This window comes from Caballeronia sp. LjRoot31, assembly GCF_964253885.1.
Classification (GTDB): domain Bacteria; phylum Pseudomonadota; class Gammaproteobacteria; order Burkholderiales; family Burkholderiaceae; genus Caballeronia.
The window spans coordinates 141291-162654 of sequence record NZ_CAXURX020000001.1 but is presented as its reverse complement, the minus strand read 5'-3'; the positions used below and the strand labels follow the sequence as shown (position 1 = coordinate 162654).

Here is a 21364-nt window from a genome sequence, read left to right as displayed (position 1 = left end):
GCTGGCGGGCGCTTTCGTAGAAGCTGAAGACTTCTTCCAATCTCCCCGGTGATCGCGCATCAACGGATTCGCCTATAATCGAACGGTCGTTCGCATGCTTTTCGGTGCATGCGCTTAAGCAACGCCCAAGTCCGGCGGCAATCGCCGTTCGCAGCTACCGTGCAGTTATTGTGACCCCACGCCAGATGGACGCACGCGTATCGCGGGCTTTCACATTCAATCAGGAGACTCGTGTCATGGCACTCCCCGCCGCTCTGCAACACCTCGCGCTACCCGTTATCGCTTCACCGATGTTCATCGTCAGTTATCCCGAGCTCGTGCTTGCGCAATGCAAGGCGGGTATTGTCGGCTCGTTTCCCGCGCTGAACGCGCGGCCAGCCGAGCTGCTCGACGAATGGCTCACGCAAATCGGCGAAGGAATCGAGGCGCATAAGGCGGCGAATCCTGGCGCGCCGGTCGGCCCGGTCGCGGTCAACCAGATCGTGCATCATTCGAACGCGCGGCTTGAGGCGGACGTGCGGGTATGCGTGGAACATCGCGTGCCGATCTTCATCACGAGCCTGCGCGCACCGGTCAAGGAGATGATCGACGCGGTGCACAGCTACGGCGGCATCGTATTGCACGACGTGATCAACCTGCGGCACGCCGAGAAGGCGCTGGAAGCGGGCGTCGATGGCCTGATCCTGGTTGCAGCCGGCGCAGGCGGACACGCGGGCATGATGTCGCCGTTCGCGCTGGTGGGCGAAGTGCGGCGTATTTTCGATGGCCCGATCGCGTTGTCCGGGGCCATTGCCAACGGCGGCTCGATTCTCGCCGCGCAAGCCATGGGCGCGGATTTCGCGTATATCGGCACACGCTTTATTGCCACGCGCGAGGCGCATGCGCTGGAAGACTACAAGAGTGCGATCGTGGGATCGAAAGCCGCCGACATCATCTATACGAACCTCTTCACCGGCGTGCACGGCAACTACATTCGTCAGAGCATTCTCAATGCCGGACTCGATCCGGACGCACTGCCGGCATCTGATAAAGCCGCGATGAATTTCGGCGACTCGGCGATCAAAGCCAAAGCCTGGAAAGAAATCTGGGGCGCGGGACAAGGCGTCGGCTTGATGGACGACGTGCCGACGGTGGCGGAACTCGTGTCGCGACTCAAACACGAATACGACGATGCAAAAACGCGGCTAGGTATTTCGCGATAAAGCAGTCCGGTGAGCGGCTGGTTCGCGGACCTCTTTGAATCGTCTTGCGCGCCGGACAACAAAAACGCCGCCCTAAGCCTATTGGCTTAGGGCGGCGTTTTTGCGTTGCCGGGAGCCCGCGCGTTACGCTCGCGGCCTTCGCTCAGAACTTCGTGCGAATGCCGACGCCGTATGTATCGCCGCTCGACATGCTCGTGTACTTGTCGTTCAGGTACGCAGCATAGACGTCGGTGCGCTTCGACAGCGGATAGTCATAGCCGACCGCCCAGCTCTTGTGCGTCTGGTCGAGCCCGCCGTTGCTGCGCGAATACGCATACGACGCCATCACCGAACCCACGCCAACCGGAATGGTCACGCCGCCCTGGCCCGTGGTCACGTGGAACGAACCTGGATCGATATCGTTGTGCGTGTACATGTACTGCGCGAAGAACTTGACGTACTTCATGTCGTACGAAGCACCCAACTGGCCCACGCTCTGGCTCTTGTAACCGGCCACGAACGACGTCAGGTCACCCGGCGTTGCGCTGAAATTCACGTACTGATATACGCCGGTCGCCGCAAACGGGCCGTGGAAATACAGGAATTGCGCGCTGTATTTCTTCGCGCCGTTTTGTCCGGCCTGGTTACCGACGCCGTACATCACGCTACCCGACAAACCGCTGAAATCAGGTGTGGTGTACTGAACGGAATTATCCCAACCCGAATCGCCGACAACACCCTGGTCCGTCGTGTACGTCGGAAACGTGCTCTGACCGAGGAACACGTGATAAACCATCGGTGAGAACGTATACGAATCAACAAACGGGTTAAACAGAATGGTCGATACAAAAAGCTGCGTGGTCAGCCGGCCAGCGGTGACCGTACCGTACGGCGACTCGATACCGACATACGAATTGCGCGCGAAAAATGTATCGCCCTGAAAGCGGCCGTAATTACCGTTCTGCGCCCGAAAGAAGCTTTCCAACGTGAAGATCGCCTTATAACCGCCACCGAGATCTTCGCTGCCTTTCATACCCCAGTACGACGTCGACATACCCCCGCCACCTACGTTCCAGGCCGTCGGGCTGCCCGGGAATTTAGTGGCTCCCACCCATTCGTCGACCTGTCCATACAACTGGACACTCGATTGCGCTTGAGCGGAACTGGCGGCAAGCAAGCCGAACATGCCTGCAGTAACGGCAGCCTTGGCCGCGGCCTTAAGCACGCGGTTCACGGGTGGCTTCATGGACTCTCCTGTCGTATTAACGTTAAAACGGGATTCGGCGAGGGACATTGCCTCGCTTTATCGGACTGTTCTTATAAATGTCCGCTATGCATGCAGATGGCTTAGGGCGGAACCATCTTTACGGATCATTTTTCTGGACAAAAATAACTTTCCTTATGCTGTCTATAGCGGTTTGAATACATTGCGCGCGCCGAACTTTTATCGGCTGATGCAACGCGATGCGAAAAGGACACTTGAAGGAGGAGTCGGCCTGCAAGACGATAGCCCGCGATGCTATATGCCACGGTGCACCCGGGCAATCTGGATTCCGGCAACAATAAAAATGCGATCAGAAACGCCAGTCGCATGCATTGTTAATGCGGCTAAATTTGAGAGGAATGGATACGCGCTTCGGGCGATGAAACTGTGGCGGGATTACGTCATTGCGACGCTTGCCATAGACGGGGGAATTGTTTTTTGTTTTGCACTCGCCAAGCTACTGGCTACAAGTCGAACCGGCTGTTCGAACTGATGGGTGAAGAACACGGCGAGAACTACGAGGGAGGGGCGGATTCTGGAGGGGCGGATTCTTTGAGGGGCGGCAGAGGCGCATTTCGCCTATCGATACCCCGTGCGGATTTGATTCATGCGGATGATCACGCGTTCGCCTGCCGCGCGCCGGGTACTTCAGCCATCAATTCCGATAGGCGGAGTTCGCGGGCGAGCGCGGGTCGTCGACTTGGCGGCCCGACGGACGCGGACTGCTGCGCTCTTCGTTATAACGTGCGATGTCGGCGCGGATCGATCCGCCGGCGCGCAATTGCGCAGCCTGGTCGGCACGCGGTCCACCACGCACTTCCGCGCTGATCGGCGTCAGGCCCGAACCTGCCGCAACGCGTTGATAACGGAACGACTGGGCACCACGCTCGACGTCGTCCACTCGCATTGCATGCCGGTTCACGGGATTCACAGCCTTCCATTGCCCTTGAGCCTGACCGGCGTTGCGGCTGAACATTCCGCCGTTGTTCCCGCCGGCGAAAGCCAGCGACGCACACAGCGTCGACGCCGCAACCAGACCGGCGGCAGCGGTGAGGATCAAGCGAGCGATAGGTCCAAATCGGGTGAGCAACATGTCGATACTGCGAATTGTCCGAGTCTGTTCGGGCGTGTTGGCGGAAAGTGGACACCGCCAGGCATCGCCGACCGGTCAATTGTCGGAGCATCAGGCCCGCGTTTCTTAACGCGCCTGCCGACCGGTCTGTCATTCAATTTATTGTGCTGCGCGACTGGAGTCGAGCCAAAAAGTGTTAGGTCTTCCTGAGGGTTGTAACACCATGTTACTTCACTGTTTTTTGGCTCATTTTGGGATGGCTTGCGGCACTTCCGTCTTATCAAATCCAGCTTGATTCCAGTTGCTGCCCAGTGGTCCGCAAACGATCCGTGGCGCGCTCTGCGTGCCCGTGCCGGATGCCCAAAATAGGTGACTCATGCGTTTGTTGAATTAATAGATCACTTAAATGAATTTGCATCTTGAATCGGTATGCGCTCAAAATAGCGATCGCGACGGTTTTCGCGCGCGTCCGTTCGCCTTTTTTGAAGGCACAAAATGTGATCGCCGAGAGTCGTCATGCACTTTCATGAACATGCGAATCCCTGATGACCCGCCCCAAGTTTCTCCCTGATAACTTCACTCTCGCACTCGTAGGCACGGTGATCCTTGCCAGCCTGCTCCCTTGCCGTGGCGCGGCGGCGGTCGGCTTCAACTGGCTGACCAACATTGCTGTCGGGCTGCTGTTTTTCCTGCACGGGGCAAAGCTCTCCCGTGAAGCGATCGTGTCGGGCATGACGCACTGGCGTCTGCATATCGTCGTACTGCTCAGCACTTTCGCGCTGTTTCCCTTGCTTGGCCTGGCGCTGAAACCCGTGCTCACGCCGCTCGTCACGCCCGCGCTGTATATGGGCATCCTGTTCCTGTGCACGTTGCCGTCCACCGTGCAGTCGTCTATCGCGTTCACATCCATTGCGAAGGGCAATGTGCCGGCAGCGGTTTGTGCCGCCTCGGCGTCGAGCCTGCTCGGCATCTTCATCACGCCCGCGCTGGTCGGTATCGTGGTAACCGACGGCAGCGGCCACGCCGGTTCGGCATGGCACACGGTCGGCAATATCGTGCTGCAACTGCTCGTGCCGTTTATTGCCGGGCAACTGCTGCGGCCGGTGATCAGCAAATGGCTCGACAAGAATCGCAGCATCCTGCGTTTCGTCGATCAAGGTTCGATCCTGCTGGTTGTGTACGTCGCCTTCAGCGAAGCGGTGAACGAGGGCATCTGGCACACCATTTCCCTGCAAACGCTTGGCGGACTTGTTGTAGTGAACGTGGTGCTGCTTGCACTCGCGCTGGGGGTGACAGCGTTTGCCAGCAAGCGGCTGGGCTTCAACCGGGCAGATCAGATCACGATCATTTTTTGCGGATCGAAGAAAAGCCTCGCCTCGGGGATCCCCATGGCGAAGGTGATTTTCGCTTCCCATGCAGTAGGCGCGGTCGTTCTGCCGTTGATGCTTTTTCATCAGATCCAGTTGATGACGTGTGCTGTACTCGCGCAACGCTGGGGTGCCCGCGACACTTCCGGCGAGCAAGCGCCGCAGCCAGAAGGAGAAGGCGCCCGCGCGCAAGTCCGTTAGGTCAATTAGGACCGCTAGTAACCGCTGCGCCGATGCCGCGACTGGCAATAGCGTGAAAATACGCTGCATCACTGATTCTCCCGACCCAACTTACCCAAGCATGAAGCCGCCCCGCGCGGCTTTTTTGCTATTTGGAGCTCATTCAGGGGTTCTGTCGATTCGGCCTGAAGACCTATGACTTGATGCGGGAACTTGCAACAAACGCGTTTCTTTTCTTCACAACCCGTTTATTCACAACCCCTATGCCATCTGGCGGACTGGTGATCGGGCATGTGCCTTGCCACACTTGTGTCCATAAGCTGTTACTGGCACCAGGCAACGGACAACGACATGCCTGACTTCATCCACGCAAGCGGTTGGGAATGACCACCATGCAAGCAATGACTGGCGGGGCCGCGAGCGAATCCATTCTCGGTCCGTTTTTGCGTGAACTCCAGTTCGAGCGCGGCTCGGACACTGATACCGCTCGCGCGCTCCACGCCCTGATCGATGCCGGCTTTGATCGCCTGCCACTCCCCGGTCATGGCGCGACGCTCGAACGCTGGCGAATACTCGCGGCGGTCGCGGCGTGCGATCTCGCACTGGTCAAGCTGTTCGAAGGCCATACGGACGCGCTCGCAATCATGGCTGAACTAGGCGAGGGGCATGTCCCGGAAAGCGGTCAGACGTGGGGCGTTTGGGCAGCAGAGCCGCCCGCGGCACGCCTCGCCGCGAAAGCTGCGTCCAACCCAACCAGCGTCACGTTGCACGGTACGAAGGCCTGGTGCTCCGGAGCGGCCTCGATTACCCATGCCCTCGTCACGGCCTGGAACGAGCGGGACGAGCCAATTCTCGTCGCAGTCGATCTCCGCCAGCCGGGCGTGCGCATCACGCGTGATGGCTGGATGGCGGTCGGCATGTCGGCGAGCGCGAGCGTGGACGTCCATTTCGATCACGCTAAAGCCAACTGCATCGGCGCGCCGCGCGCCTATCTGGAGCGCGCGGGTTTCTGGCACGGCGGCGGCGGGATCGCTGCATGCTGGTTCGGGGCGGCTGCGGCAATCGGGGAATTCGTCAAACGGGATGCCGCGCGCCGCGCCGACGCGTACAAACTCGCCCATCTGGGCGCTATTGACACGGCTCTCTCCGGCACGGCCAGCCTGCTGCGCGAGACGGCCGCACGGATTGACCGCGAGCCGCAGGCGGACGCCATGTCCGATGCCTTTCGAGTCCGCCTGGCCGCGGAACGGACGGCGGTTGATGTCGTCGAGCGTGCCGGCCGTGCGCTGGGCGCCGGACCGCTTTGCCGTAACCGCCATTTCGCGAGCCTGATGGCCGATCTACCTGTCTTTATCCGGCAGAGTCATGCCGAACGTGACGAAGCCGCGCTTGCTGAACGACTTATCAATGGGGAATGCGGCACATGGAACCTGTAGTAACTCACTCGGCAAACGACCGCGCTATCAGAGGGAATGGCACGCCCGAAGCAACCTGGCAAAAGTCCGGGCTGCTTTCGAGCCTGCCCGAAGTCGATCCGGCGATCCTCGTGCCGCCCGGTGCACGCGCCGTGATTGTTGCGCCGCATCCAGACGACGAGGTTCTGGGCACGGGCGGCCTGCTGGCGCAACTGTCGGATCTGGGTCGCAAGGTGCTGATCATCGCCGTGACGGACGGCACTGCGAGCCATCCTGATTCGCCGGAATGGCCCAGAGCGAGGCTCGCCGCGGCCCGTCCGCAAGAAACGCGCGACGCGCTACAACGTCTGCGCATGAGGCACGTCGCGCTGGTGCGGCTGCACCTTGCGGACGGCGGTGGAGAAACGTTCGAGCCCGAACTGGCGGAAGCGTTGAAAGTCCATCTCGAACCAGGCGACATTGTGTTTGGAACCTGGCGTTTCGATGGCCATCCCGACCACGAGTCGGTCGGCCGGGTTGTGACCGCCGTGGCGGGTGCGCTTGACCTGCCGTTCGTGGAAGTCCCTGTATGGACGTGGCACTGGGCGACACCCGAGGATTCCCGCGTGCCCTGGAGCCGTGCGCGCCGCATCGTGCTGGATGCGGCAACGCTTGCCCGCAAGGTTCACGCGGTCCAGGCGTTTCGGAGTCAGATCGAAGCCGACAACTCGACGGGTCGCGCACCCATCCTGCCCGAGCATGTGCTCGAACGTCTCACCCGGCCCTATGAGGTCGTGCTGATATGACAGCGGACCGGAACACGCAGGAACCGAACGCGCAGGACTATTTCGCCGGTCTCTATCAACGCAGCAACGACCCCTGGCTACTTCGTGACCGCTGGTACGAGCGGCGCAAGCGCGCGTTGACGCTGGCCGCCCTCCCCGACGAACGTTACCGTCGTGCGTATGAACCCGGTTGCGCGAACGGCGAACTGACAGCTGAGCTGGCGTCTCGATGCGAGATGCTGCTCGCAGCGGATTTGAATCCGGCAGCGGTCGAACTTGCCCGCCAGCGAGTCGCGCATCTTCAGCACGTTCGGGTCGAGCAGCGCGCCATGCCCAACGAGTGGCCGGATGGCGAGTTCGACCTGATCGTAATCAGCGAGGTGGCGTATTACCTGAATGAGGCGCAACTGGCGGAGCTGATAGCTAAGCTGACCGTTTCGCTCGCCGAGGGGGGAACGCTGATCGCCTGCCATTGGCGGCGGCCGATCAAGGGATGGCCGCACTCAGGAGATCATGTACATCGAGAACTTCGCGCAAAACTCACGCTACCGCTTCTGTCCTGCTATCGAGACGATGACATGGTGCTCGACGTGTGGTCATCGAATGCGCGATCCGTGCATCAACGGGAGGCGCGCTAGTGCTCGCCAATACATGTTAAGTTGAATTTTTCGACACATTTACTAAACAATAAAGCCAACTGAAAGTCTTATTGACAAAGAGATTGCGGGTTTTCTCTAGGTTCTTCGGACAAGTTTTCGCGCGGTTTTACTATACAATCGCCGAAATTGTGCAAACTGACGTCGTTAGTAAACACATCAGATGCGTACAACGCCTCAGCGCCGATAAACAATAAATCTACGCAATGCGGAGACGAGAAACCCGATGGCCACAACCATTCGCGATGTCGCGCGCGCAGCCAGTGTGTCAATCGGCACCGTATCGCGAGCGCTTAAAAACCAGCCGGGCTTGTCGGAAACCACGCGTGAACGCGTGGTGGAAGCAGCGCGACAACTTGGCTATGACGCCGCCCAGCTTCGCACCCGAATCCGGCGCGTCACGTTCCTGCTTCATCGCCAGCACAATAATTTCGCAGTCAGCCCGTTCTTTTCCCACGTGCTGCACGGTTTCGAAGAAGCCTGCCGCGAGCGACGGCTGGTGCCGTCTGTACTGACAGCCGGCCCAACGCATGATCTCGCCCAGCAGATGCGGCTTCACGCACCGGACGCCGTCGCGGTTGCGGGATTTATCGAGCCCGAGCTGCTGGCTCATCTGCGCTCCATGAACCGGCCGGTCGTACTGATCGATTTGCGCGCGCCGGGTTTCCGCTCGGTCAACGTCGACAACGCGCGCGGCGCCGCGCTTGCCATGCAGCACCTGTTCGCGCTCGGGCGCAAGCGGATTGCGTTCATTGGCGGATCGCTGGCGCACTACAGCATCTCCCAGCGCGCAATGGGTTATCGGCTGGCGTATTTCGAAGCGGGACTACTCTTTAACCCGACGCTCGAAGTCACCACGCAGCCCGCTATTGATGCTGACGTGGCTGCCGCCGACGCCATGGAGCGCCTGATCGCGCAAGCGCGTGCGCAATCCGCACCGCTGCCTGACGCCGTTTTCGCCTATAACGATGCAGCGGCCCTCGCTGCCATGCGCGTCTGTCTCGCGCACGGTTTGCGGGTGCCGGAAGACATCGCGTTTGTCGGTTTCGACGATATCCCCGCCGCAGCCCAAAGCACGCCGCCGCTCACCACCGTCACGGTCGACAAGGAAGCGCTCGGGCGGCGCGGCGTGGAATTGCTGCTGGAAACCGCTCAGAGCCACGACGACGCGAACACCACCGACACGCTCGTGCCCGTGCGCCTCATCCCTCGCGCGAGCTCGGCCATAACACGGACACACACACCGGTATGAACTCAACCGCTTTGCACGTGGCGCGTTCGGCAGAGCCGGACTTTCGCAGCCGCGATTTCCTCCTCGATCACGTTCGCCACACGCTGGCGTTCTACGCGCGAACCGCCCGTGATGACTCGGGCGGTTTTTTCCATTTTTTCAAGGACGACGGCACGGTCTACGACCGCACCACGCGTCACCTTGTCAGCAGCACGCGCTTCGTCTTCAACCACGCGATGGCGTTCCGTCATTTCGGCGGCCAGCAGCATCAGGACAACGCCCGTCACGCATTCACATTCCTGCGCAACGCGCATTGGGACTCAGTGAATGAAGGCTACGACTGGGAAATCGAATGGCGCGACGGTACGAAACGCACGCTCGACGGCACGCGGCATTGCTACGGCCACGCGTTCGTTTTGCTGGCGTGCGCGCACGCGGCAATGGCTGGTATTGACGAAGCCAAACCCTTGATCGATGAAACCTTCCAGTTAATGGACAAGCATTTCTGGGACGCGGGCGCCGGTCTATACGCCGATGAAGCCACCCCCGACTGGCAGTTGTCGTCGTATCGCGGGCAGAACGCCAACATGCATGCGACCGAAGCGCTGCTGGCCGCGTACGAGGCGACCGGCCATGTGCTGTATCTGGATCGCGCGGAGAAAATTGCCGGCAACATCACCTTGCGCCAGGCGCGGTTGAGCAATGGCCTCGTCTGGGAGCACTTCAACGCCGACTGGTCGATCGACTGGCATTACAACGAATCCGACAGTTCCAACATCTTCCGCCCGTGGGGTTTCCAGCCCGGCCATCAGACCGAGTGGGCGAAGCTGCTGCTGATCCTGGAGCGGCATCGCGCGTTGCCGTGGCTCGCGCCGCGCGCCATCGAACTATTCGACGCCGGTTTCAACCGCGCGTGGGACGACCAGCACGGCGGCCTGTATTACGGCTTCGGCCCTGACGACACCATCTGCGACCACGACAAATACTTCTGGGTGCAGGCAGAGACCTTCGCCACCGCGGCGTTGCTCGGCAAGCGGACCGGCCTGGAGCGTTTCTGGGATTGCTACGACGAACTCTGGCGTTATAGCTGGGCACATTTCGTCGATCACGAATATGGCGCGTGGTTCCGCATCCTGACCTGCGACAACCGCAAATACGGCGACGAAAAGAGTCCCGCCGGCAAGACCGATTACCACACGATGGGCGCGTGCTACGAAGTGCTGAACGCGATACCACTAACCGACGCGCCCCGGCAAAACCGCGAGACAGCGAAAGAGACGAGCTAAACCGTGAGTACGATGACCTCCAATTCAACTTTCCCCCAATTCGTCTCGGCCGGCGACATCCTGACGGACCTGATCCGCACCGGGCCGTCACACTGGCTGTCGCGCCCGGGCGGCGCGGGTTGGAATGTCGCACGCGCCGTCGCGCATCTTGGTTTGCCTACAGCATGTGCCGGTTCGCTAGGCACGGACAATTTCTCCGATGAACTCTGGGACGCCAGCGTCGCGGCCGGCCTCGACATGCGCTTCATGCAGCGCGTAGAGCGGCCGCCGTTGCTGGCGATTGTCCACAAGACGCAGCCGCCGACCTATTACTTCATGGGTGAAAACGGCGCAGATCTCGCCTTCGATCCCTCCCTTCTGCCGACCGGCTGGATGGACTCGGTGAAATGGGCGCACTTCGGCTGCATCAGCCTCGTGCGCCAGCCGCTTGGCGACACGCTCGCCCGTCTCGCCGCGCAATTGCGCGAGCACGGCGTGAAGATCAGCTTCGACCCGAATTATCGAAACCTGATGGAGCATGACTACGAACCAACCTTGCGCAAGATGGCAGCGCTTGCCGACCTGATCAAAGTCTCCGACGAAGACCTGCAAAAACTCTTCCCATCCCTGCCGGATGAAGCCGACGCCCTCGCCGAGACTCGTGCGATGAACCCGCAAGCCACGGTGCTTGTCACGCGCGGATCGGCTGAAGCCACGCTGCACGTCGGCGACGAAAGCTGGCAGGCTCGCCCGCCAAAAGTCGATGTCGCGGATACAGTCGGCGCCGGCGATGCATCCATTGCCGGCTTGCTCTATAGCTTGATGACCCGCGCCGGCGGCTGGCCCGATCATCTGCGTTTTGCGCTCGCGGCGGGCGCGGCGGCGTGCCGGATGTCGGGGGCGCACTCACCATCGCTGGAAGAAGTGGAAAATTTGCTGGCCTGAAACGTGCGCCTACGGGTCAATGAGAGACGGTCACACGCTAGATAAATACGCGTGCTAGCATCGTTTCAACCTTTGCCGGAGGTGCATCATGGAAGACACGATCTACACGAAAGGCATCTACACCGCGACCATCGGCGCGCACGCCGTAGACGGCGGCGAGTTTCGAGGCGTTGTCACGCTGGTGCGGGACGACGGCGAAGACGGCGAGGATTCCGAGCCCAAACAGTACGACGTCGCGGCCACTTCCCTGTCCGAAGAAGAGGCGCTGGAAGAAGCCCGCGCGCTCGCGCACCGGATCCTCGGCGAACTCGAGTTGTGAAATGACGGCGGCGCGGAGATTGCTCGCCGCTGCTGTCGTCACTTCGCTTGAACGGGAGAACCACCATGCCTGAACAACTCTTCCTCTACGGCGTCTACTCCATCCACGTTCGGCCTATCGAACTACAGGGGACGCGCTGGGACGCGGAATACGAAATCCGTCATCTCGACAAAGCCGTGCAGCCGTGGAAAACCGTTGGCGGCGATAACGGCTTGTCGACCCCCACCGACGCCATTGATGCCGCGCACGTCCAAGCCGTCGCGGACATTGAAGCCGGTGCGGGCATTCCCAAGCCCAAGACCTTCCCTTGACGCCCGAGCCCGATACGACCTCAGGGCTTCAGACTCACCGTTCCCGTCTGCTGCTGCGAGGCGGCTGACGGCACCTTCTGCGCTTCCTGTTTATCGATCGATACCGCGCGTTCGTGCGCGTCCCGCGACGTTGCGCGTGCCACATAATCCGACAACACGCCTCCCGGCTCGATCAGCTTCGCCATATAGGCGATCTGCAGCGTGCTTGAAACGAGGATGTCGGCTGCGGTAAAGCGTTCTCCAAGCAGCCAGGCGCCGTCGGCCAACGCCGATTCAATCGCCTTTTCCAGGCGGCCCAGATCGCCCCAGCCGAAACTCACGCTGTTGCCCGGTGCGCCCGTCATCCGTTCTGCCATTGCTGGCTCAAGACAAGCGCCCGTGAAAAACATCCATTGGAGGAAACGGCCTCGCAACGGATCATCAAGCGAGACGCCCAACCCCGCTTGCGGGTATTTATCGGCGAGATAAAGCAGCACCGCGCCCGATTCCGCGACGCACACGCCGTCGTCATCCAGCGCGGGCAACTTCGACATCGGATTCACCGAGCAAAACGCCGGTGCGTTCTGCTCGCCCGCCCGAATGTTCACGTAGGCGAACTCATACGGCACGCGCAATTCCTCAAGCATCCATAACGCGCGAAACGCACGCGTCTTCGGCCAGTAGTAGAGCTTCATGGGTGAATTCCTTTTTGTGGCGCGGCATTGTCAGGGAGCGTCCAGATTACCCGCTCCCGGTGGTTTCGAGGCGCGGGTTAACCACACGTTAGCCATTCGGCAGGTGATTTCCACTCATCCATCTCAATAAAGATCGATTTCGTTTCTGGTACAAGCGCGCGATCGCGAAGAACGCAAAAACCTTCCGGTTATGTCGAGGAAGAATGGCGACATCCTCTCAATTCATCGATAAAACGCCGGAGCCTCATCCATGAACGCGCGAGTGCCTTTTTCAGATAACCCTCCGCTAGCCAGCTACCAACTCACCGATAACCTCAACGCCGCGCATGGCCGGATCTTCCTCACCGGCACGCAGGCATTGGTTCGGCTTGTCCTGATGCAACGCCAGCTCGATCGCGCCGCCGGGCTGAATACAGCGGGTTTTGTCAGCGGTTATCGGGGTTCCCCGCTGGGTATGGTCGATCAGCAATTGTGGAAGGCGAAAAAACTCCTCGGGTCACATGACGTGCGTTTTCTGCCTGCGATCAACGAGGAGCTTGGTGGCACCGCCGTGCTTGGCACGCAGCGGGTGGAATCGGACCCCGAGCGGACGGTGGAAGGCGTCTTTGCGATGTGGTACGGCAAGGGCCCGGGCGTGGATCGAGCCGGCGATGCGCTGAAGCACGGCAACGCGTACGGTTCGTCGCCGCACGGCGGCGTGCTGGTCGTGGCGGGCGACGATCATGGCTGCGTGTCGTCGTCCATGCCGCATCAGTCGGATCAGGCGATGATCGCCTGGCATATGCCGGTGGTGAACCCATCAAACATCGCCGATATGCTCGAGTTCGGTCTCTACGGCTGGGCGTTGTCGCGCTTTTCGGGCGCGTGGGTGGGGTACAAGGCGATATCGGAGACGGTGGAGTCCGGGTCGACTGTTGACCTCGACGCGTTCCAGACCGTGTGGCCCGCGCCGGAGGGTTTCGTCCCGCCCGAAGGCGGGTTGCACAATCGTTGGCCCGACTTGCCGAGCTTGACGATCGAAGCACGTCTCGCCGCGAAACTCGACGCCGTACGGTATTTTTCCAAAACGCATTCCATCGATAAATGGATTGCTCCGAGTCAACACGCGAACGTCGGCATCGTCACGTGCGGCAAGGCGCATCTCGACCTGATGGAAACGCTGCGCCGTCTGGATCTGAGTGTCGATGACCTCGATGCCGCCGGCGTGCGTATCTATAAAGTGGGTTTATCGTTTCCGCTCGAAACCACGCGCCTCGATACCTTCGTCGAAGGTCTCTCTGAGGTCTTGGTGATCGAAGAAAAGGGCCCGGTGATCGAGCAGCAGATCAAGGACCATTTGTATAACCGGACACAAGGCGCGCGGCCGATCGTGGTCGGCAAGAACGCGCAGAACGGTGCAATGCTGCTGAGTGCGCTCGGTGAACTGCGCCCATCGCGCGTGCTGCCTGTCTTCGCGGACTGGCTCGCACGGCACAAACCCGCGCTAGATCGCCGCGATAAAGTCGTGGATCTCGTCGCGCCGCAAATCCTCTCGAATGCCGCCGATGCCGTCAAACGCACGCCGTATTTTTGCTCGGGCTGTCCGCACAATACATCGACGAAAGTGCCTGAGGGTTCGATTGCACAGGCGGGGATCGGCTGCCACTTCATGGCGTCGTGGATGGAGCGCGATACAACGGGCTTGATCCAGATGGGCGGAGAAGGCGTGGATTGGGCGTCGCACTCCATGTTCACGAAAACGCCGCACGTGTTCCAGAATCTCGGCGATGGCACGTACTTTCACTCAGGAATCCTTGCGATTCGGCAGGCAGTCGCGGCGAAGGCCAACATCACGTACAAGATTCTCTACAACGACGCCGTCGCGATGACCGGCGGGCAGCCCGTCGACGGCAGCATTTCGGTGCCGCAAATCGCGCGGCAAGTTGAGGCCGAAGGTATTGCGACACTGGTCATAGTCAGCGATGAACCCGAAAAATATGACGGTCATCACGATCAGTTTCCGAAGGGCACGACGTTCCATCATCGGCGCGAACTCGACGATGTCCAGCGGCGCTTGCGCGATATCAAGGGCGTCACCGTCCTCATCTACGATCAAACCTGCGCCGCTGAAAAACGCCGTCGCAGGAAGAAAGGCGAGTTTCCCGACCCCGACAAGCGCCTGTTCATCAACGAAGCCGTGTGCGAAGGCTGTGGCGATTGCGGCGTGCAGAGCAATTGTTTATCGGTGGAACCGGTTGAAACCGAACTCGGACGCAAGCGCCGCATCGACCAATCGTCGTGCAACAAGGACTACTCGTGCGTGAACGGTTTCTGCCCGAGCTTCGTCACGCTTGAAGGCGCGAAGCTCAAGAAAGCCGCCGGCAATGTATTCGATCCCGAAGCGCTCGCGGCACGCGTCGATGCGTTACAGGAACCCAGGCTCCAACTCGATAACGCGCCGTACGACATTTTGATTACCGGCGTCGGCGGCACGGGCGTGGTGACGGTCGGTGCGCTGATCAGCATGGCCGCGCATCTGGAAGGCAAGAGCGCGTCCGTGCTCGACTTCATGGGCTTTGCGCAGAAAGGCGGCGCGGTGCTGTCGTTCGTGCGCTTCGCTTCCACCGATGCACTGCTGAACCAGGTGCGCATCGATACCCAGCAAGCCGACGTGCTGCTCGCCTGCGACATGGTCGTCGGCGCGAGCGCTGACGCGCTGCAAACGGTGCGGCATGGGCGTACGCGGATTGTTGTGAACACGCACGCGATTCCGAACGCGACGTTCGTGCAGAACCCCGATGCGAACCTTCACGCTGGGTCGTTGCTGGAAAAGATGCAACACGCGGCGGGCGCGGAACGCATGAATACGTGCGACGCGCAAGCCTTGGCGACACGTTTTCTCGGCGACACAATCGGCGCAAATATCCTGATGCTGGGTTATGCGTGGCAGCTTGGACTGGTGCCGGTCTCCCATGCCGCGTTGATGCGCGCGATCGAGTTGAACAATGTCGCCGTGCCGATGAACAAGCTGGCGTTTGCTATCGGCAGGCTGGCTGCGGCGGATCTGGATGCGCTGGAAGCGCTGCGCAAAGCTGCTGTTACGCCGCGAGTCGAGATGGCTGCGATGCCGTTGGATGTGTTGATCGCGGATCGTGAAGCACGGTTGCTGGCTTATGGCGGTTCGAGTTATGTGACGCGATATCGGGCATTGGTTTCGGCCGCTGCGGCACATCACAACGATGCCGTGACGCGCGCGGTGGCTTCGACGTTTTATCGGCTGCTGGCGGTGAAGGACGAATACGAAGTCGCGCGGCTTCACACCGATCTGGCATTCCGCGCTGCGCTCGAAGCGCAGTTCGAAGGCACGGCGGGTCAGGATTTCGCGGTGAAATTTAATATGGCGCCGCCGGTTTTATCGAAGGCGAAGAACGGTGGGCAACCTCGGAAGATGACGTTTGGGCAATGGTTGTGGCCAGTGCTTGGGGTGCTGTCGAAGGTTCGCGGATTGCGTGGGACAGTCATTGATCCGTTCGGCAAGTCGCTTGAGCGAAAGATGGAGCGCGAGCTTCCTGGAGACTACGAAATAACTATTCGACGCGCGCTTGAAGTAATGACACCCGATAACGCTAAGGACATCGAAACGCTTGCGCTGCTGCACGAACGCATTCGCGGTTATGGACACGTGAAACTGGCGAATCTGTCGATGGTGAAACGGCGCGAACGGGATCTGGGGGTGAAGCTGGGGATCGAGGTCGAGACAGGGCGGTATGTGAAGGCGTCGCTCGATGAGGTCAAGGGTGCCGGCGCGTTGAGGGGCATTCCGGTGGTGGTGGCGAAGTGAAGACCGTACCCTAAGCCGCTCGGTAGCCGTGCAAGAATGTAAAAAAGCCCGCGAGCGATTCGCGGGCTTTTTCATGATGTCGCGAAAACAGAAACGCCCCCTACTCGTCCTCCTCCGGCATCCAGTCAATATCCCCACAAAGCACGCACCGTTGTCCGCCCATGCGCGTCTCGACCGACAGCGTGACGCACGGCAAAGCCTCATTAATCGATAGATACGGCTTCGTCACATGCACCCTATCCGGGTCGCCCAGCGCCGCCCGAAAATACGGCCGCCGCAACCAGTTCGCCCCCTGCGCATCGATCAACGGCAGCAACCGCGCCTCATGCGCCGCGCGATCGGCCCTGAGCACGACATTACGCCCGGCCTGGCGCCCGTTGGCATCGAGGAGAAAACACCGCGCGGCGTTATCCAGCGCGAGGAAATTCCAGCACACCTCCTCCAGCGGTTCCCCCGCCGCCAACCGTTCCGCCGCACGCTCGAACGCTCGCACATACGGCTGCAGCCGCGCCGCCACGCGCCGCTCCTTCGCCTCCGTCTGCAAGCGGAAACGCTCGGTCAATTCGCTCATCAGCGTGTGCGCCTGCACAGCATCCGCGAGACCAGGATTTGGCCGGCCGAAGAAAAAACCCTGCACGAAGTCCGCACCGCTCGAGAGCGCCAGTTGCGCCTCATGCTCGGTCTCCACGCCTTCGATCAACACCAGCTTGCCCGCCTCGTGCAGCAGCGACACCACGCCGCACAGAATCGCTTCCATGTTGCGCCGATGCTTCAAGTGACTCGTCCCATGCACGGAATGCGCCGAGTGCGCGGCGTGCGACAACATCACGCGATCCAGCTTGACGATATCCGGATCAAGCTGCCAGATCCGTTCGATATTGGAATGCCCCGCGCCGAAGTCATCGAGTGCGATCAGGAAGCCATGATCGCGAAAATGCTGCACGGCGTCCGCGAGCTTTTCGATATCGTCGGCGCGTTGCTCCAGCACCTCCAGCACCACGCGGCGCGGCTCGATCTGCAAGCGCTTGAGATTCGCCAGCAATGCGGCCATGTGATACGGCTCGGTCAACGCCCCCGGATGCACGTTGAGAAACAACCACTCGTTCTCCGTGCCAAGCACATTGAAATTCTCAAGATGCAGCGCCTGCGACAACCGGTCGACCTGCATCGCCTCGCCCACCCGCGCGGCCTGGCCGAATACATCGAGCGGCGACACCACGCGATCAAGCGCGTCGTGCGCTCGCAGCAAACCTTCGTAGCCGACTGCCCGCATATGTGACAGGCTGAACACCGGCTGAAACACGCTCGACAGCGTCCATGCGCCATGCGCGACCGAATACCGGTCGAACCCTGACGTCACGCTCAGTTCGAATGTCCGCGGCGAGACCGGTTTCACCTTGTCAGGATTCGCTATTACCATCTTGCCTTCCCTGTCCGGATGCCCGCATTTGATCCTCGTTCATGCAACCCGTCATAGCCGCGGTCATCGCCGATCAACGCAATCGATTGCGCTCGACATCGCACAACCGGCCCCCTCTGTCCTGGTTTCATACACTGCCCTCGTTTATCTTCAAGCGGAATCTACCCGTCCCGTCCCCTTCGATAAAGCAAGCTCCGTGCTCACGCAAGTCCACGCGTTTCCTGAGCGCGCGCCGGCATGTGCACCGCCACGAGACGCCGGGTTCACAGCACAGCGTACGAACGCACCAGGACAGTGCAAATCGTAGCGCAAGTTCCAGCGCAGCCGAGTCTTCAAAACACCCTTGAATCACGTCCAAGCTAAACTTTGCCCCTTCCTCGTTAAAAGGAGCGTCGCTGCTGACTCGTCGCGCTCCTGCCGGATCCCGAATCTATGGAAATCGTTTTCACTGTCTTGATCCTGATGCTGGCGGTCGCCGTGTCCGGTTTCGCCACCAGCCTGTTGCCCAACGCGCTGCCCTTCACGCTGCCGCTGCCGCTGATCCAGATCGCGATAGGCGCGTGTCTCGCGTGGCCGGGATTCGGCCTGCACGTCACGTTCGATCCCGAGCTATTCATGATGCTCTTCATCCCGCCGCTGTTGTTCGCGGACGGCTGGCGCATCCCGAAACGCGAATTTTTCATGCAGCGCCGCGCGATCCTGCTGCTCGCGCTCGGCCTCGTATTCATGACCGTGGGCGCGCTCGGCTGGTTCCTGCATTTCATGATCCCGGCGATGCCGCTGCCGGTCGCATTCGCGCTGGCCGCGGTGTTATCGCCGACAGACGCCGTTGCGCTCAGCGGCATCGCCGGCAAGGGCCGGATTCCGGCGAACCTGATGCACATCCTGGAAGGCGAGGCGCTGATGAACGACGCGTCCGGCCTGGTCGCGCTGAAATTCGCCATCGCGGCGGCGCTGACGGGCGTGTTTTCGTTGCGCGCGGCGGCGATCAGTTTCGTGCTGATCGCGGTGGGCGGCGTAGTGATCGGCGCGGCAATCAGTTGGCTCGTGACATCGATTCCAGGGCGGATCGCGAAGCTGTCCGAAGACGACGATCCTGCCGCCGGCGTTATCCTCACCCTGCTGATTCCGTTCGCGGCGTATCTCATCGCGGAGCGGTTTGGTTGCTCGGGCATTCTCGCGGCGGTATCGGCTGGGATGATGATGAACTTCCAGAGCCTGCGCGAGGGCATTCCCACGGCGGCCCGGATCCGCATGACCAGCACGTGGACGATGATCGAATTCGTGTTCAACGGCATGGTATTCATCCTGCTCGGGCTGCAGTTTCCGCACATTATCGGACGCGCGTTGATCGAGGCGCATCACGACGGTCTCCAGCAAGTCGGCTTGCTGCTCGGTTATGTGGCTGCGGTGGTGATCGCGTTGTACGGGCTGCGTTTCGCGTGGGTCTGGGTGCTGCGCTGGGTCGCGAGCCGGGGCGCCGCGAAACACGGCATGGCGAACGCGGTGCCGGGCGCGCGCACCGTCGCGATGACGACCATCGGCGGCGTGCGCGGCGCGATCACGCTCGCGGGCGTGCTGTCGTTGCCCGAGGTGCTGCCGAATGGATCGGAACTGCCCGGACGCGATCTCGCGGTCTTCATTGCATCGGCGACTATCCTGATGTCGTTGCTGATTGGCGTGATCGGTTTGCCCCTGCTGCTGAACGGCCTGAAAAAGCGCGGTGATCCTCACGCGGCCGAAGAACGCATCGCGCGCCGGCATGCGGCGCAGGCCGCGATCCGCGCTATCGATACCGCCCAGGAAAATCTCAGCGAGCAGATGGACGAAGCGGCGTCTGCCCGCTGCACGGATACGGCCGCGCGCGTGATGAGTTTGTATCGGCGGCGTCTTGAAGGGCTTGGCGAAGAAGAGGAACCCCGCCGGGCTGCGCGTCAAAGCGAGATGGTGGAGACGAAGCTGAAGATGGCCGCATTGAGGGCGGAGCGCTCGGAGTTGCTCAAGATGCGCACGCGGCAGGCAATCAACGATGAAACCTTGAACAAGCTGATGCGGGAAATCGATTTATCGGAGACGGCGATTGTGAACCGGAAGAAAGGCAGCAGCGCGTAGGCGGCGTTTCGACGTTTCCTGTTCGTTACTTCATGGCGATCCGCCACGCCCGGAACCGCTCGTTCCGTGCTTCGACACAATGGGCGCGAATGAATCGACCTGCTGGATTTTTAAGAGTTTTCGTATTCGCCGCCGACGCCCAGCGTCGCATACTTCATCTCATGCGCAATCCATGAATGTGCATGATGTCGTTGTAACTCTCCGATCTTCTCCGCTCACAGCCTCCCGGCTCTGGGCGGTTTTTTTTGGCGATTTTCGGGATAACGAACGAGTTCGGCCGAACTCATATAGGGCTGAGTTGGCGCTTAGCCAGCGCGGCATGCTACGCGGCGAAATCGCAGTCCGCATGAATTTGCTTGGGCGACAAAATTCATCAATGAACCGGCCACTGCGACCCGGACGTAGCCGATAAAATGCCCAGTTCCCGAAGTGCCTGCATGGCACAACAATAAAAGGCGCCATGAGTCGATTTCACCGCGTAGATCTGTCGGCTACTTTGGCCGAGACCGTTCTCCAGCGGCACGTCGAGGCGCTACTGTCCGATCAGGATTATCGTCTACAAGTTTGCATTGGGCGATTTTCGAAGACGGCGATCACTGCACTGGGAATACGCGACCTCGACGTCATCACGCCGGTGAGCATCCTGGTCAAGGTCATGGGGAAGCACGGCCTGAAACCGTCAATGGTTGAAAGCCTAAGGGAGCTGATATTGGAACCGGCGCGGTCTACAAGTCGGCCACGGAGCGCGAGAGCGTCGTTGTGGTGACCGCCGAGATGCCCGACGGCATCAATCCCTTGCTGATCCCGATCAAGATCGATGTCACGGGTGCGTCCGGTAAGTCCAATTTTCACTGGACGGCCAGTGCATACGCAAAGGAAAAGCCTGAAATCATCGAACGATGGGAGAGGAACGGGCTATTGCTCTGGAAACCTGCAAAGGTGCTGGCAGTTGTAGCCGTCGCGGCCTCGCCTGCAAAACTGACGCACGAAGTGGCAATCGAAGCAGTGAACATCGACGAAGTCGTAGCCTTCGACACCGAAACAACAGCTGGAAATACAAAAGGCCGCGACGCGGCCTAGAAACAAAAATGTCCAAGTCCACGGATAGCCGACCGTCTGTTGCTAGTCAGGTATTTAACGTGGTCCTCGGACAGGCTGAAGCGTGCGCTACGACGAACATTTTGTCAAAGGGCTACCCTGCTTTCGTCAAAAACCGCCAGGGATCGTCCGTTGGTCGGGCCAAGCTCAACGCCCTAAACTGCTCGATAGCGTGACTGTGAAGCACTGGTTAGAAAACTTAAGCGTCAATTTTCGTAGCATTCCGGAATGCCGCTCGCGAAACTGCATACGCCTTACTTAAGTCACCAT

17 protein-coding genes are annotated in these 21364 nt (G+C 60.4%); 13 read left to right on the top strand and 4 right to left on the bottom strand.

Annotated elements, in window-relative coordinates:
- The first annotated feature begins 236 nt into the window (after nucleotides 1-236).
- Entirely contained in the window at nucleotides 237-1202 is a 966-nt protein-coding gene (locus ACSQ8V_RS00705; protein ID WP_436204603.1) for an NAD(P)H-dependent flavin oxidoreductase, read from the top strand.
- Nucleotides 1203-1344: 142 nt separating this feature from the next.
- On the opposite strand, the gene ACSQ8V_RS00700 is transcribed toward ACSQ8V_RS00705, so the two are convergent.
- Together ACSQ8V_RS00700 and ACSQ8V_RS00695 are read right to left on the bottom strand one after the other, a co-directional pair.
- Complete coding sequence (locus ACSQ8V_RS00700; protein WP_436183055.1) at nucleotides 1345-2367, bottom strand: porin; 1023 nt, start codon at nucleotides 2365-2367, stop codon at nucleotides 1345-1347.
- 733 nt (nucleotides 2368-3100) lie between these two features.
- Nucleotides 3101-3538, bottom strand: coding sequence for a hypothetical protein (locus ACSQ8V_RS00695; protein WP_436180579.1), 438 nt, complete (start codon nucleotides 3536-3538; stop codon nucleotides 3101-3103).
- A gap of 524 nt (nucleotides 3539-4062) precedes the next feature.
- Between ACSQ8V_RS00695 and ACSQ8V_RS00690 the strand changes: the two genes are divergently transcribed.
- From ACSQ8V_RS00690 to ACSQ8V_RS00650, 9 genes are all read left to right on the top strand, one after another.
- Complete coding sequence (locus tag ACSQ8V_RS00690; protein ID WP_213764640.1) at nucleotides 4063-5085, top strand: bile acid:sodium symporter family protein; 1023 nt, start codon at nucleotides 4063-4065, stop codon at nucleotides 5083-5085.
- Nucleotides 5086-5456: 371 nt separating this feature from the next.
- Nucleotides 5457-6500 carry an acyl-CoA dehydrogenase gene (locus ACSQ8V_RS00685; RefSeq protein ID WP_436204602.1) on the top strand — a complete coding sequence of 348 codons (1044 nt, stop codon included), beginning with the start codon at nucleotides 5457-5459 and terminating at the stop codon, nucleotides 6498-6500.
- A complete protein-coding gene (locus ACSQ8V_RS00680) occupies nucleotides 6488-7264 on the top strand; it encodes a PIG-L deacetylase family protein (protein ID WP_255631380.1) in 777 nt (258 codons plus the stop codon). The genes ACSQ8V_RS00685 and ACSQ8V_RS00680 overlap by 13 nt, the downstream gene beginning before the upstream one ends.
- Complete coding sequence (locus ACSQ8V_RS00675) at nucleotides 7261-7881, top strand: class I SAM-dependent DNA methyltransferase (protein ID WP_213764638.1); 621 nt, start codon at nucleotides 7261-7263, stop codon at nucleotides 7879-7881. The genes ACSQ8V_RS00680 and ACSQ8V_RS00675 overlap by 4 nt, the downstream gene beginning before the upstream one ends.
- A gap of 244 nt (nucleotides 7882-8125) precedes the next feature.
- A complete protein-coding gene (locus ACSQ8V_RS00670; RefSeq protein ID WP_213764637.1) occupies nucleotides 8126-9151 on the top strand; it encodes a LacI family DNA-binding transcriptional regulator in 1026 nt (341 codons plus the stop codon).
- The gene (locus ACSQ8V_RS00665) at nucleotides 9148-10416 is read left to right on the top strand and encodes an AGE family epimerase/isomerase (RefSeq protein ID WP_436204601.1); all 1269 of its coding nucleotides are present in this window, start codon (nucleotides 9148-9150) and stop codon (nucleotides 10414-10416) included. Before ACSQ8V_RS00670 ends, ACSQ8V_RS00665 begins: the two co-directional genes overlap by 4 nt.
- Before the next feature lie 12 nt (nucleotides 10417-10428).
- The gene (locus tag ACSQ8V_RS00660; protein WP_436204600.1) at nucleotides 10429-11340 is read left to right on the top strand and encodes a carbohydrate kinase family protein; all 912 of its coding nucleotides are present in this window, start codon (nucleotides 10429-10431) and stop codon (nucleotides 11338-11340) included.
- 88 nt (nucleotides 11341-11428) lie between these two features.
- A complete protein-coding gene (locus ACSQ8V_RS00655; RefSeq protein ID WP_158933979.1) occupies nucleotides 11429-11659 on the top strand; it encodes a hypothetical protein in 231 nt (76 codons plus the stop codon).
- Nucleotides 11660-11724: 65 nt separating this feature from the next.
- Complete coding sequence (locus tag ACSQ8V_RS00650; protein WP_213764635.1) at nucleotides 11725-11970, top strand: hypothetical protein; 246 nt, start codon at nucleotides 11725-11727, stop codon at nucleotides 11968-11970.
- 20 nt (nucleotides 11971-11990) lie between these two features.
- On the opposite strand, the gene ACSQ8V_RS00645 is transcribed toward ACSQ8V_RS00650, so the two are convergent.
- Complete coding sequence (locus tag ACSQ8V_RS00645) at nucleotides 11991-12644, bottom strand: glutathione S-transferase family protein (protein ID WP_436204599.1); 654 nt, start codon at nucleotides 12642-12644, stop codon at nucleotides 11991-11993.
- Nucleotides 12645-12894: 250 nt separating this feature from the next.
- Here ACSQ8V_RS00645 and ACSQ8V_RS00640 point away from each other — a divergent pair, with 250 nt between their 5' ends.
- Nucleotides 12895-16464, top strand: coding sequence for an indolepyruvate ferredoxin oxidoreductase family protein (locus ACSQ8V_RS00640; protein WP_436204598.1), 3570 nt, complete (start codon nucleotides 12895-12897; stop codon nucleotides 16462-16464).
- A 100-nt stretch (nucleotides 16465-16564) separates the two neighbouring features.
- Here ACSQ8V_RS00640 and ACSQ8V_RS00635 read toward each other — a convergent pair whose 3' ends face one another.
- Entirely contained in the window at nucleotides 16565-17884 is a 1320-nt protein-coding gene (locus ACSQ8V_RS00635; protein WP_436204597.1) for a sensor domain-containing phosphodiesterase, read from the bottom strand.
- 432 nt (nucleotides 17885-18316) lie between these two features.
- Here ACSQ8V_RS00635 and ACSQ8V_RS00630 point away from each other — a divergent pair, with 432 nt between their 5' ends.
- The gene (locus tag ACSQ8V_RS00630; protein WP_436180571.1) at nucleotides 18317-19996 is read left to right on the top strand and encodes a Na+/H+ antiporter; all 1680 of its coding nucleotides are present in this window, start codon (nucleotides 18317-18319) and stop codon (nucleotides 19994-19996) included.
- A gap of 708 nt (nucleotides 19997-20704) precedes the next feature.
- A complete protein-coding gene (locus ACSQ8V_RS00625) occupies nucleotides 20705-21076 on the top strand; it encodes a hypothetical protein (RefSeq protein WP_436206567.1) in 372 nt (123 codons plus the stop codon).
- Nucleotides 21077-21364 lie beyond the last annotated feature (288 nt).

Excerpts from the sequence above, each read along its gene's own strand:
- ACSQ8V_RS00660 (WP_436204600.1), top strand. The coding sequence starts at position 10,429 with ATGACCTCCAATTCAACTTTCCCCCAATTCGTCTCGGCCGGCGACATC.
- ACSQ8V_RS00650 (WP_213764635.1), top strand. The coding sequence starts at position 11,725 with ATGCCTGAACAACTCTTCCTCTACGGCGTCTACTCCATCCACGTTCGG.
- ACSQ8V_RS00655 (WP_158933979.1), top strand. The coding sequence starts at position 11,429 with ATGGAAGACACGATCTACACGAAAGGCATCTACACCGCGACCATCGGC.
- ACSQ8V_RS00665 (WP_436204601.1), top strand. The coding sequence starts at position 9,148 with ATGAACTCAACCGCTTTGCACGTGGCGCGTTCGGCAGAGCCGGACTTT.
- ACSQ8V_RS00680 (WP_255631380.1), top strand. The coding sequence starts at position 6,488 with ATGGAACCTGTAGTAACTCACTCGGCAAACGACCGCGCTATCAGAGGG.
- ACSQ8V_RS00690 (WP_213764640.1), top strand. The coding sequence starts at position 4,063 with ATGACCCGCCCCAAGTTTCTCCCTGATAACTTCACTCTCGCACTCGTA.
- ACSQ8V_RS00675 (WP_213764638.1), top strand. The coding sequence starts at position 7,261 with ATGACAGCGGACCGGAACACGCAGGAACCGAACGCGCAGGACTATTTC.
- ACSQ8V_RS00635 (WP_436204597.1), bottom strand. The coding sequence starts at position 17,884 with ATGGTAATAGCGAATCCTGACAAGGTGAAACCGGTCTCGCCGCGGACA.
- ACSQ8V_RS00700 (WP_436183055.1), bottom strand. The coding sequence starts at position 2,367 with ATGTTCGGCTTGCTTGCCGCCAGTTCCGCTCAAGCGCAATCGAGTGTC.
- ACSQ8V_RS00640 (WP_436204598.1), top strand. The coding sequence starts at position 12,895 with ATGAACGCGCGAGTGCCTTTTTCAGATAACCCTCCGCTAGCCAGCTAC.
- ACSQ8V_RS00630 (WP_436180571.1), top strand. The coding sequence starts at position 18,317 with ATGGAAATCGTTTTCACTGTCTTGATCCTGATGCTGGCGGTCGCCGTG.
- ACSQ8V_RS00705 (WP_436204603.1), top strand. The coding sequence starts at position 237 with ATGGCACTCCCCGCCGCTCTGCAACACCTCGCGCTACCCGTTATCGCT.
- ACSQ8V_RS00685 (WP_436204602.1), top strand. The coding sequence starts at position 5,457 with ATGCAAGCAATGACTGGCGGGGCCGCGAGCGAATCCATTCTCGGTCCG.
- ACSQ8V_RS00645 (WP_436204599.1), bottom strand. The coding sequence starts at position 12,644 with ATGAAGCTCTACTACTGGCCGAAGACGCGTGCGTTTCGCGCGTTATGG.
- ACSQ8V_RS00695 (WP_436180579.1), bottom strand. The coding sequence starts at position 3,538 with ATGTTGCTCACCCGATTTGGACCTATCGCTCGCTTGATCCTCACCGCT.
- ACSQ8V_RS00670 (WP_213764637.1), top strand. The coding sequence starts at position 8,126 with ATGGCCACAACCATTCGCGATGTCGCGCGCGCAGCCAGTGTGTCAATC.